Here is an 11,821-nt window from a genome sequence, read left to right on the forward strand (position 1 = left end):
CCACTTACGCGTTGATGTTTATGGCTTCGGCCGTGCCAGCCGTCGCACCGTTCTTGTTGTTCAGAAAATCACCGATACGAAACACGCTCAGACCTGGCAGCACGATGTCTGCCTCCCCTAGGTCTTCGCGCCGACCAATGCCGATGGCGACCATGCCCGCGGCGTGGATACTGGCGACGCCTGCCGCAGCGTCTTCGACGCCAAGGCAGGCTCCAGGGGCAACGCCGAGTCCTGCAGCGGCCGCCAGGAAAATTTCTGGATCTGGTTTGGAGCGGTCGATGCGCGCGGCATCGACGACGTAATCGAAGAGGCGGGCGATGCCGAGCCGTTCGAGCAGCAGCGGCGCGTTGCGGCTGGCCGAAGCCAGGCCGACACGCAGCCCCTTCGCGCGGACGGATTCCACCGCTTCCCGCGCACCGGGTAGCAACTGGTCCGGGCCAAACTGTTCGATGCGTTCGACGTAGTAGCTGTTCTTGCGCGCTTCGAGGGCACGCTTCTCATGCTCGACATAGGCACGCGGCGCACGTTCAAGCAGGATCTCAAGCGAGCCGCGGCGATCGACACCCTTCATGCGTTGGGCGATCTGCTCGTCGAACGGGGCGCTGATCTCGTGCGCGAGTTGTTCCCATGCGGCGCGGTGAACCACCGCGGTGTCCGCGATGACGCCATCCAGGTCGAAGATCACTGCCTGCAATGGTGCCTTGAGCGAAGTCGTTGCATGCGCCATGGCGCGCGACTCGCCGCCTGACAGCTGTATAGGCTGGCCGGCGTGGTGGAACGTCACCGAATCGCCGCGCGTGACGGTATAGCGCACGCCCTCCGCATCCACCTCCACACGAAGATGTGCATCGCGCCAGGTGATGCCGAAGCGGTAGCTGCGCCATGCGCCAGGCAATTGGGGGTGAAGATGCAATTGGCCATCGATCACGCGCATGCCGCCGTAACCCCAGGCAAGCGACAGCCAACTGCCTGCCATGGCCGCCATGTGCAGGCCGTGTGCCGCGTTGCCGTGCAGGTCGTCCAGGTCCACGCGCAATGTGTCCTGGAAATAGCGCAATGCTTTTTCCGTTTCGCCGACTTCAGCCGCCATCACACCAAAGGTGGAGGCCGATAGCGTGGAGTCGTGGACGGTCACGCCTTCGTAGTAGTCGAAATTGCGACGCTTGGCGGCAAGCGACACGTCGTCGCCCGCCAGCATCAGTGCCAGCAGGGTATCGGCCTGCTTGCACACCTGATGGCGATAAATGGTGAGCGGGTGCAACTCCAGCAGCAGTGGACGCTTGCCCTCGTCGGTGTTGCGGGCAGACATGCGCGGCTTGTCGAGGAAGGTGTCGTCCTGCGGGAAGACGCCCAGTTCCGCGTCTTCCGCGAGATACATCAGTTCGGCGGCGCGCTGCCACTGCATGATCTCGAACGGTTCCAGGTCAATGCGGTGCGCGATCTCCGCATAGAGGTCCGGCGCCGATTCGGACAGCCAATGCGCCACGGTCGCGGCATCGCGCAAATGCCGTTGCGCCATGCGATTGGTGTAATGGTTGTTGTCGACCAGCGCGGTGTATTCGTCGGGGCCGGTGACGTCGTGGATGCAGAACGCACCGCTACGACGGGGATTAAAGTGGCCGATGTCCAGCCACACCCGGGCAGTCTCGAACAGCATCTCCGCACCGGCATCACGCAGAAAGGCCTCGTCGCCCGTGGCATCCACGTAATGGCGGATCGCCCAGGCTACGGCCGCATTGATGTGGTACTGCGCCGAGCCGCTGGGAAAGTAAGCGGAGCATTCGTCGCCGCTGATGGTGCGCCATGCGTAGAGCGCGCCGCGTGCGTGGTTGAGCTCGCGTGCATGCGCACGGGCTCGAGCCAGCGTGCCATGGCGGTACATGAGCATGCTGCGCGCCACGTGCGGCGCGAGCGCGACCATTGCCGGCAGCATGAAGACTTCGGCGTCCCAGAAGTAGTGACCTTCATAGCCTTCGCCGGTCAGCCCCTTGGCCGCCGTGCTGCCTTGTCCGTCGCGGCTGCTGGACTGGAAGACATGGAAAAGGTTGAAGCGCAGCGCCTGCTCAGTGGCCGCATCGCCCTCGATCGACAGGTCGGCGTTCTGCCACAACTGGGCCAGCTCGCTGCTCTGGCGGGCGAGCAGTTCGTCGTGACCCAGCTCGTGCGCTTTGGTCAGTTCGCTGGCGGCATGCGCGATCAGCGCATCGTCGGTGTCGTGACCGCCGGGCTGCGTCCAGGCATAGGCGACGTATTTGTCGAGCGTGACCGCCTGTCCCGGCGACAGCTCGCCTTCGAACACCTGCATCACGCCGTGCTGTGCGAGGTTGGCAAGACGGAAGCGCAGGCTGTTGTCGACCACCGCGTGCTGCTGCATGCAGGCCACACGGATGTCGCTATGGGTGGTGCGCTGGAGCACGTGAGCCTGGGTGTCGCCGGCCAGCGCATCAGTGGTCACCAAGCCACCGTCGATTCGCGTGCCGATGCGTGGGTCGTCGCCCTGTTCGGCGGCGTTGCGCACGGTACTGATGGAGGACTCAAGCGTCACCGGGCCGGTGTAGTCGACCGAATGCACGCGATAGCGGATGGCCAGCAGGGCGGGGCGATCCAGGCTGACGATGCGCTCGGCTTCGATCAGCAAGGTGGCGCCTTCCGGCGAACGCCAGCGCAGTTGGCGCCGGTAGCAGCCGTTGCGCAGATCCAGCGCGCGTTCGAAATGCAGCCATTCCCCTTCGCTCAGGCGTACAGGGGTATCGCCTAACCGCAGGTGGATGCGCGTGCCGTCAGCAACCGGGATGCGTGTGTCGGTGTGGGCGGCGAAACCCGGGAAGCGCTCGTGGTACTCGATGGGCGTGCGTTCCCAGGCGCCGGCGAGGAAACAACCCTGACTGGCGCTGTCGCCTTCTTCCAGTCCGCCGCGCACGCCCAGGGCGCCATTGGACAGGGCGAACAGGCTTTCATCCTGAGCGAAGGCGGCGGGGTCGGCGTTGTGGCTGGTCACGACCCAGGCGTCGCGCAGGGCATGACCGTGGGGCGGCAAGATCTGCGCCGTTTCTCGATGATCCAACGTGTCCTCTCCCCACCTTTTGATGTTTCCGGTAGGCCGATAAATCGTGTGGGCCGACCGTAGGTTCTTATGTGGGGCGGAGCTTCGCAGCAATTGATATCGATATCAAGACATCGATATCAATTGCTGCGACACAACATAGTTGCGTATGATATCGATATCATGCACGGACGTTGTGCCATGAGACGTTGGCGACTTGCGGCACAAGCTTGCGGTATCGGGGCAATGGGCTTCCATTCGTGATTCCGTGCGGCGTTGGACGTTGAAGAGGCAAACCGCGACACTGTCCCGGTTTGCCAGGATTGGCCGGCGTGCGAAGCCCGCGCGACCGTTCACAAGACACCGGGGCCAAGTCTTGAGTCGTCACCAAAAGAACCGCCAGGGCGCCACGCCTTCCGTCAGTCTCACGATGGCGGATCTGGCGAAGGTGGCCGGGGTATCCAAGATCACCGTTTCGCGGGCGCTGAGCGACAGCCCGTTGGTCAATCACGAGACGCGTGAGCGCGTGCAGCAGCTCGCCCACGAGTTGGGCTACAAGCTCAATGTCAGCGCGCGCAACCTGCGCCTGCGCCGCAGCCATACGGTGGCGGTGATCGTGGAGATGAAACCCTCACACGATCGCACCATGTTCGATCCCTATCCGCTGGTCTTGCTGGGCGGTATTTCCCAGGAGCTGACAGCGCATGGCTTTAGCGTGCTGCTGACCACCCGCCAGGGCGCCACCGCCGCGGCCGTGCAGGCGGCGGACGGGCTGATCCTGCTGGGCCAGGGCTCGCGCCAGGACGCGGTGCGCCGATTCGACAAGCTGGGCTTGCCAATGGTGGTGTGGGGTGCGCCGGGCGACGAGCATGTCGTGGTGGGCAGCGACAACCGCCAGGGCGGCAACGCGGTGGCGGAACACTTCATCCGTCTCGGACGTCGTCATCCCGTGTTCGTCGGCAACCCCAACCATCCGGAAATCTTCGAGCGCCTCACTGGTTTCGTGGATGCGCTGGCCGCCCACGGCATCAAGCCGCTGCTGATTCGGCGCGATGAATTCACCCTGGCCTCCGGCATGGACGCCATGCATTCGCTGATGGATCGCGGCGTGCCGTTCGACGCTGTGTTCGCGTGCAGCGACTTGCTGGCGATGGGCGCCATCCGTGCACTCAATCAATTGGGGCGTGATGTGCCCGGTGATGTGTCTGTGGTGGGTTACGACGACATGCCGTTGGCTGCGAGTTTCCTGCCGCCGTTGAGTTCGGTACGACAGGACTGGCAGGAGGGCGGCACGCTGCTGGCGCGCAAGGTGTTGGCGATGATCAACGACGAGCCCGAGCAATCGGAAACTTTGCCGGTCGAGCTGATCGTTCGCGAAACCTGAGTTGCGGAGCGGCGATTTAGAGCCGCTAACAAAACGTAGCGAGCGGCCGTCAGGTGGGTGCGGACGGCGCGGAGGAGCCGGAGTGTACTTGTCGTACATGAGGATTCCGAGCACCGGCCGCGCCCGCCTGACGGTCGCGCAGTAGTTTTGTTAGCAGCTCTTAGCCAGTCGCCGCCGTGTCGCCCGTTGCCTTGCCCATCCGCGCCGGTGTCAGTACCAAGCGAAAACAACTGCCACCACCGGCGACGCGCACGTATTCCAGCGATGCCTGATTCGCTTCGCTCATCTGACGTGCCAGGTAGAGGCCCAGGCCCGTGCCGTACTCATGCGTGGTGTAGAACGGCTCGAAAATCTGCGCCGCGACCTTCGGTGCGATGCCCGGGCCGCGATCGATCACTTCCAGAATCGGCACGCCGTGCTCGCCATGGCGCGCCACCACCATCACGCGGGCGGGTTCGCCCGGCATGCGGCCGTAGCGCAGGGCGTTCTGCACGAGGTTCCACACCACCTGCTGCAACTGTTGAGGGTCGGCCACGGCCGCCACCGGCGTACTGGCCTGGATGACGCGCAGGGAGTCTTCGCCCAGGTCGTTGCCTTGGCGGTACTCGTCCACAAACTGATTGGCCCAGCTGCCGAGATCCAGCGTTTCCGGGCGTGAGCGCTCGCGCCGCGACAGTTGCAGGATGTTCTCAATGATCTCGTTCAAGCGCACGCAGTGGTTGTTGATGATCTCCACCATGCGTTGGTCGGTTGGCGGGAGGTCTTCCGACTCGGCCAGCAACTGCGCCGAGTAACGGATCGCGGCCAGCGGGTTGCGGATCTCATGCGCAATGGAGGCGGACAGGCGCCCGAGCGAGCTGAGTGTCAGCTCCTCGGCGCGGCGTGACACCAGCGAGGTGTCGTCCAGGAAGATCAGTACGTGCGAGTCGTCATTCGGCGCCAGTCGGCTGAAGCGAGGCACCACTTCGGGCACGCCGTCGGCCAATTGGGTGGCGGATTCGTCGAGCTTGCCGGAGGTTATCCAGTGGTACAGGCGGCGAGAGAGCTCCGATGCCACGCGGCCCAGGTCGCGTTGGTCAGCGGCAGGGTTGCCCAGCAACATCCACGCCGATTCGTTCATCTGATGGATGCGGTTGGCGTCATCCACCAGCAGCACACCGGTCTTCATGCGGCGGATGATCAGCTCGTTGACCTGCGCCAGGTTGGCCAGGTCCACGCCGCGCTGTTCGGCTAGCGCCTCGCTGGCGCGGATCTGCCGGCTTAGCACGTAGCACAGCACCGTGATGGCGAAGTAGGCGAGGCCGAACAGGCTCGATTCGAGCAGCTCCCGGTCCATGCCGGCCTGCCCGTGTTGCACTTCGAGGACCGAATGGCCGATCACGCCCAGGGTGGCCAGTGCCGCGAAGAAACAGGACAGGCGCAGCGGCAGGATCAGCGCGCCGGCCGCCAGGTTCACTGCCAGCATCATGGCGATGCCGATGCGGGCGTCGTGCATGGTGATGATGGCCAGCACTGCCGCGATGATGTCCACCACCAGGGAGGCCGACACTGTCCAGCGGATCCATGGGGTGGCTCGCCGGGTCAGCGATAGTGTGCCGAGCGCGAACAACAGGAACAGTACGGCCACACCCCGGGCCAGGCCGACATCGGCCAGTTTGGGCCAGCCGAGAGTGGTCGGGCTCAGGGCCAGGCCGGTGTAGACCAGGGCCTGGGCCAGGCGGAAACAATTGAGGAACAAAAGCTCATGGCGCGCCGCCTCAGGGGCTGGGCGGGCGGTGGGGTAGGCAGGCTGCACGGTGCTAGACACCTGGCGGGCTCTTATTGGTCTGAGGGCAGTCTGAACCAGTATAGACGGGCCTTTCACAGTCTGTGGGAGACGGCCGTCAACCGGCGTCGGAATCCCCCTCTGGTGGCCGGCCCCTTTCCATCGGGGGCCGCTGCTGCGAAAATACCGGGCCGTATTGCGCGGTTTTCGTCATGTCGACAGGCCTGACGGCGGCGCACTGCATCCGGCAGCGCAGCTTTACTCCGCCGTCGTTCCCCTGACCGTCAGGCCCCCACAGCCCGACGGCCACCATGTTTCCCCGTACCCTCGAGGTATCCATGAATTTCCACGAGTACCAGGCCAAAGAATTGTTCGCGAAGTACGGCATTGCCGTGCCCCCGGGCAAGGTCGCCAACTCTCCCGATGCCGCTGTCGACGCCGCCAAGCACCTTGGTGGCACGCAGTGGATGGTCAAGGCACAGATTCACGCAGGCGGCCGCGGCAAGGCCGGCGGCGTCAAGTTCTGCAAGAGCCTCGACGACGTGCGCGCAGCTGCCAAGGGCATGCTGGGCACCAACATGGAAACCTACCAGTCTGCCGGCCGTGCGCTGCCGGTGAACCTGGTGCTGGTCACCGACGCGACCAACATCGCCAAGGAACTGTACCTGTCGATTCTGACGGACCGTGACAGCAAGTCCATCTCGTTCATCGCCTCCAAGCACGGCGGCGTGGACATCGAGCAGGTCGCCAAGGACACCCCGGAAGACATCCACACCATCGTGGTGGACTTCGTGGAAGGTTTGCAGCCGTACCAGTGCCGCGAGCTCGGCTTCGCCATGGACCTCAATGCGAAGCAGGTCGGCCAGCTGACCAAGATCATGCTGGGCCTGTACAAGCTGTTCAACGAGAAGGACCTGGCCCTGGTCGAGCTGAACCCGCTCGCCATTCTCGAAGACGGCAACCTCGCCGCCCTCGACGGCAAGGTCAACTCCGACGACAACGCCGAATTCCGTCACCCGGATCTGGCCGCCATGCGCGACCTGACCCAGGAAGACGCGGCTGAGGCCGCTGCCGTGCAGCACAACCTCAACTACGTGACGATGGACGGCACCATCGGTTGCATGGTCAACGGCGCAGGCCTGGCCATGGCCACCATGGACGTGATCCAGCTGGCAGGCGGCGAGCCGGCCAACTTCCTCGACGTCGGCGGCGGCGCCACCAAGGAACGCGTCACCGAGGCGTTCAAGCTCATCCTCTCCTCCGACAAGGTGAAGGCCATTCTGGTCAACATCTTCGGCGGCATCGTGCGTTGCGACCTGATCGCCGAAGGCATCATCGCGGCCGTGAAGGAAGTGGGTCTGAAGATCCCCGTTGTGGTTCGCCTGCAGGGCACCAACGTGGAGCTGGGCCGCGAACTGCTCGCCAACTCCGGCCTGGCGATCACGCCGGCCGACGATCTCAACGATGCGGCGCAGAAAGCCGTGGCTGCGGCCAAGGCCTGAGGAGCAACTGAACCATGAGCGTTCTCGTCAATAAGAACACCAAGGTCCTCGTGCAGGGCTTCACCGGCCAGCAGGGCACCTTCCACGCGCAGCAGGCGCTGGACTACGGCACCAAGGTTGTAGGTGGCGTGACCCCGGGCAAGGGCGGCACCGAGCACATCGGCCTGCCGGTCTTCAACAGCATGTCCGAAGCCGTCGATCAGACCGGCGCCGATGCGTCTGTCATCTTCGTGCCGCCGCCGTTCGCGGCCGACTCGATCCTCGAAGCCATCGATGCCGGCATCAAGGTCATCGTGGCCATCACCGAGGGCATCCCGGTGCTGGACATGCTACGCGTGAAGAACGTGCTGGCACAGCATCCGGAAACCGTGCTGATCGGGCCGAACTGCCCCGGCATCATCACCCCGGGCGAGTGCAAGATCGGCATCATGCCGGGTCACATCCACATGCCGGGCAAGGTCGGTATCGTCTCGCGCTCCGGCACGCTGACGTACGAGTCGGTGTTCCAGACCACCAACGAAGGCCTGGGCCAGTCCACCGTGATCGGCATCGGCGGCGACCCGATCAACGGTCTGAGCTTCATCGACTGCCTGAAGATGTTCCAGGACGATCCGCAGACCGAAGGCATCATCATGGTCGGCGAAATCGGCGGAAGCGCTGAAGAAGACGCCGCCGAGTTCATCGGCGAATACGTCACCAAGCCGGTCGTGTCGTTCATCGCAGGTGCCTCGGCTCCTCCGGGCAAGCGCATGGGCCACGCAGGCGCCATCATCTCGGGCGGCAAGGGCACGGCAGCGGCGAAGTTCGCTGCGCTGGAGAAGGCCGGCGTCACCACGGTGAAGTCGCCGGCTGACCTCGGCAAGGCCCTCGCCGGTCTGATGAAGAAGTAATTCGGGTTTTTACAACCGATATGAAGAGGGCCGCAGCGATGCGGCCCTTTTTCTTTGCTTGGAAAAGTTGCGCTGCATGAGGATGTCCGCGTACCGCATTACCCGTCGCTTCTGTCATCGCGGCCACATGATCAGGCCGAGGAAGAAAGTGCCGGCCTTGCAGATTGATCTCATGGAAATGCACGGTTGATGCCTGGAAAATCGCTGTCTCCCTGATGGCTGCTGGTCTCGCGCGAGTTCGATGCGCGAGACATGGCCTTGCCTTTCGTTGGGACAAAGCAAATTCATTTGGAATTTCAGGCGTATGTTGCAAGGTTTTCGTTACTGGTTCCTGGCTCCAGCGTTCATGGTTGTGGGCCTCGTGTTTGCCTATATGGGCTATGTCCACGCGTCGCCTTTCTCGATGGCGAAACCGCGGATCCGCATAAGCACTTTTGGCCGGCAAAGACGAGCTGCAGTCGTGCTGTCCGTTTTCTTTGCTGATCACGCATGGCAAGCCGGACGGAGGCAATGACATGAAAACGCTGCGTGGAATTCTGATGGCTGGCCTCACCCTAACGGGGATGGCGTGGATGTCGGCAAGCGTTGCTACCGAGTTACCTGACAAGACGGCCGAGGGCTGGTATTGGAAACTTCAATCCGCGGGCAAAGCGAATTCGAGCAACGACTTTGAGGTCGCCGCCCGGCGCGGCGAACAACTCCTGGTGTGGGATGACGGCAAGCAGGCTCAATATGCCGACTATGTGATCTTGTTGGTGCCCGCTTCCTTCGAGCAGGTGCAGCCAGTCGTGCAGGCGGCATTGGCGCCGCTGGGAACATTCCGGAGCGATAGCGCAGGGTCAGTAGAGAATCTTTCAGCATCCTGGAAGAAGCTATGGATGTCTCGGCATCCCGAACTGAAAGCTTCCGCAAGCGATGTCCTGGGGCAGATCACGTACGCTTCGTGGAGTGCGCACCAGGTACGGAAGAGCGGCTTCGCCAACAGGCACACGAGCGAGCTCTACGTGGGTGTGGCGGATCGGACCATGGTGTTCGACCATCCTGCAACGATCGTCGTCCTGAGTCAGCGAGATGTACGACCCGATCCGGAATACAGCTTCTTCAAGGAGTGGCGCAGTGACATCGGGGGGGCTTGGCATGGACTCGGGAGCAGCAGGAGATGGAACGACCTATGTCGACGTTGTTCCGGGTCCGGTATTTACGGCACTGCAGAATGCCTTGACTGCGCTTCAGGTCGACCTGGAGATCGCAGCCATGCCCAGCGCCTGGCTGCAGGGCGAAGACCGTTACCCGATGCTACTGCCGCTGGTTGGGACCATTCATCGCGAATACGAATGACCTGCTGCTGCGCATGGATCGCATGACCGTTAGCGATGCTCGCGAAGTCCCTTGTGTGCGGCATCTAGCCGGGTGTTCGTTACCGTCGACAACGTGGTCGGATAGCTGGTAGGCGTATTGCTTGCCCTTGCCTTGCCATGGCCCCAGCGGTTCCACAGTGGCTTGACCGGGCGTGATCTCAGCAGCCGCTGACAAACGGTCGCAGCGGCATGATGGGCGCGAAGCGCTTTCCTTCCGGGATCGTCGTGTTTTGAAGAGCCTAATAGTGTTGCCGCAATCCACTGTGCGCTGCTGTCATCAGCGCCTTGGTGACTAAGGCCAGCGTGTTTGAGCGGATCGACCAATGCTGCCAATACAGCGGCACGTCGAGCCATCGCTTCGGAGCAATCGCTTTGAGCGTGCCTGCGGCGAAGTTCCTCTCCAGCATTGATTCGGGGGGCCATCGCCCAACCGAGTCCCAGTTCAGCGCCCTCCACGAAGGCCGTGGAGGAGGGCACGTAATGTCTGGGCGGTGCGAGCTTTGCCCGCGTGATGCTGTGCATGAAACGCCATTGCAGAGCGTCCTTGCGATTGAATACCAACATGGGCGCTCTGCCGAGCGAGGCTGCGCTCACGCCGTCGGCGAAATAGCGGTCGACGAAGGCGGGTGAAGCGACGGGCAGGTAGCGCATCACGCCGAGCTTCCTCACGCTGCAGCCTTGCACCGCTTTCGATTCGGCCGTGATGGCGCCGAGCACCGAGCCGTCGCGCAGAAAGTTGCTGGAATGGTCCTGGTCTTCCACGCGGATGTCGAACAGCAGTTGATGGCTGTCGTGGAGTTGCGCCAGTGCGGCGAGGAACCAGGTGGCCAGCGAGTCGGCATTGACGCCGATGGCGACCGTGGTGGGTCCGCTGTCATCCGGGCCGACGTGGAAGTCGTTCAACGTTTCCGCTTCCAGCAGCCGCATCTGCTGCACGGTACGCAGCAGCCGTTCGCCTGCTTCCGTGGCCTCGCAGGGGGAGCGTCGCAGGATGAGGATCTGGCCGAGGCGATCTTCGAGCGCCTTAATGCGTTGCGAGATTGCCGAGGGTGTAAGCGAGAGGCGCTGCGCCGCGCTGTCGAAGCTGCCTTCATCAAGCACGGCAGCAAAGGCAGCGAGCTGGGGATTGAGCAGGCTCATGGGTGTCTCCCGCCGCGCATGCGCGCGACACATTAGTTGAACTTAACCATCTTTAGGATAATTAGTTTTACTGAATAAGACGTCCACGCCAGAGTAGACGTCTTTTTCGAGGTCATCCCATGGATTTCACACCTTACCTGGCCGGCCTTGTCGCCGGGGCGGGCCTGATCATTGCGATCGGCGCGCAGAACGCGTTCGTGCTGCGGCAGGGCTTGCAGCGGCATTACATCGGCTCGGTGGTGGCCGTGTGCATTTTTGCGGACGTTGGCCTGATCCTGCTGGGCGTGGGCGGCATGGGGCTGGTGGTGAAAGAGCAGCCGGGCTTGATGCAGTGGTTGCGCTATGCCGGTGCCGCGTTCCTGGCGACGTATGGCCTGATGGCGTTGCGTCGCGCATGGCAGGGCGAGAGCGGGCTGCAGCCGGCGGGTGACGGCATGCTCAGTCGTGGTCGCGTCGTCGTTGCCTGCCTCGCGTTCACCTTACTCAACCCGCACGTGTATCTGGATACCGTAGTCCTGCTTGGCAGTCTATCCACCCATTACGAAGGCGATGCACGCTGGATCTTTGCTGCTGGCGCGTCCACCGCAAGCGTGGCGTGGTTTCTGTCGCTGGGCTATGGCGCGCGCCTGCTGTTGCCGGTGTTCCGCAGCCCGTTGGCATGGCGCGTGTTCGATGTAGCGATTGCCCTGTTCATGCTGACGCTGGCGGTGGTGGTGTTGCGGCAACCCCTGGGCTAAGC

General features: G+C 63.2%; 7 protein-coding genes, 1 other RNA gene and 1 pseudogene. 5 read left to right on the plus strand and 4 right to left on the minus strand.

Annotated elements, in window-relative coordinates; all coding sequences use genetic code 11:
- Positions 1 to 4: 4 nt before the first annotated feature.
- Positions 5 to 3,064 (minus strand): beta-phosphoglucomutase, encoded by a 3,060-nt coding sequence (pgmB, locus tag DYST_RS19310; RefSeq protein ID WP_239947640.1) that lies wholly within the window; start codon positions 3,062 to 3,064, stop codon positions 5 to 7.
- Between the two features lie 409 nt (positions 3,065 to 3,473).
- On the opposite strand from pgmB, the gene DYST_RS19315 reads away from it, so the two are divergent.
- Entirely contained in the window at positions 3,474 to 4,427 is a 954-nt protein-coding gene (locus tag DYST_RS19315) for a LacI family DNA-binding transcriptional regulator (RefSeq protein WP_102302849.1), read from the plus strand.
- A 23-nt stretch (positions 4,428 to 4,450) separates the two neighbouring features.
- On the opposite strand, the gene DYST_RS19320 is transcribed toward DYST_RS19315, so the two are convergent.
- Both DYST_RS19320 and DYST_RS19325 read right to left on the minus strand, forming a co-directional pair.
- A non-coding RNA gene (locus DYST_RS19320) (sX9 sRNA) lies at positions 4,451 to 4,526 on the minus strand.
- Positions 4,527 to 4,587: 61 nt separating this feature from the next.
- On the minus strand, positions 4,588 to 6,234 hold the full coding sequence (locus tag DYST_RS19325; protein ID WP_199178948.1) for a sensor histidine kinase: 1,647 nt from the start codon (positions 6,232 to 6,234) through the stop codon (positions 4,588 to 4,590).
- A 296-nt stretch (positions 6,235 to 6,530) separates the two neighbouring features.
- On the opposite strand from DYST_RS19325, the gene sucC reads away from it, so the two are divergent.
- From sucC to DYST_RS19340, 3 genes are all read left to right on the plus strand, one after another.
- Positions 6,531 to 7,694 carry an ADP-forming succinate--CoA ligase subunit beta gene (sucC, locus tag DYST_RS19330; protein WP_102302847.1) on the plus strand — a complete coding sequence of 388 codons (1,164 nt, stop codon included), beginning with the start codon at positions 6,531 to 6,533 and terminating at the stop codon, positions 7,692 to 7,694.
- A 14-nt stretch (positions 7,695 to 7,708) separates the two neighbouring features.
- Positions 7,709 to 8,584 carry a succinate--CoA ligase subunit alpha gene (gene sucD / locus DYST_RS19335; RefSeq protein ID WP_102302846.1) on the plus strand — a complete coding sequence of 292 codons (876 nt, stop codon included), beginning with the start codon at positions 7,709 to 7,711 and terminating at the stop codon, positions 8,582 to 8,584.
- Positions 8,585 to 9,099: 515 nt separating this feature from the next.
- Positions 9,100 to 9,948: a hypothetical protein gene (locus tag DYST_RS19340; protein ID WP_239947642.1), complete on the plus strand. Its 849-nt coding sequence runs from the start codon at positions 9,100 to 9,102 to the stop codon at positions 9,946 to 9,948.
- A 233-nt stretch (positions 9,949 to 10,181) separates the two neighbouring features.
- Here the strand turns inward: DYST_RS19340 and DYST_RS19345 are convergent.
- Positions 10,182 to 11,082, minus strand: a pseudogene (locus DYST_RS19345) (LysR family transcriptional regulator ArgP).
- Positions 11,083 to 11,201: 119 nt separating this feature from the next.
- Between DYST_RS19345 and DYST_RS19350 the strand changes: the two are divergent.
- Entirely contained in the window at positions 11,202 to 11,819 is a 618-nt protein-coding gene (locus tag DYST_RS19350) for a LysE/ArgO family amino acid transporter (RefSeq protein ID WP_239947644.1), read from the plus strand.
- The last annotated feature ends 2 nt before the right edge of the window (positions 11,820 to 11,821 follow it).

Origin of the sequence: Dyella terrae, from assembly GCF_022394535.1 — a bacterium.
GTDB lineage: Bacteria > Pseudomonadota > Gammaproteobacteria > Xanthomonadales > Rhodanobacteraceae > Dyella.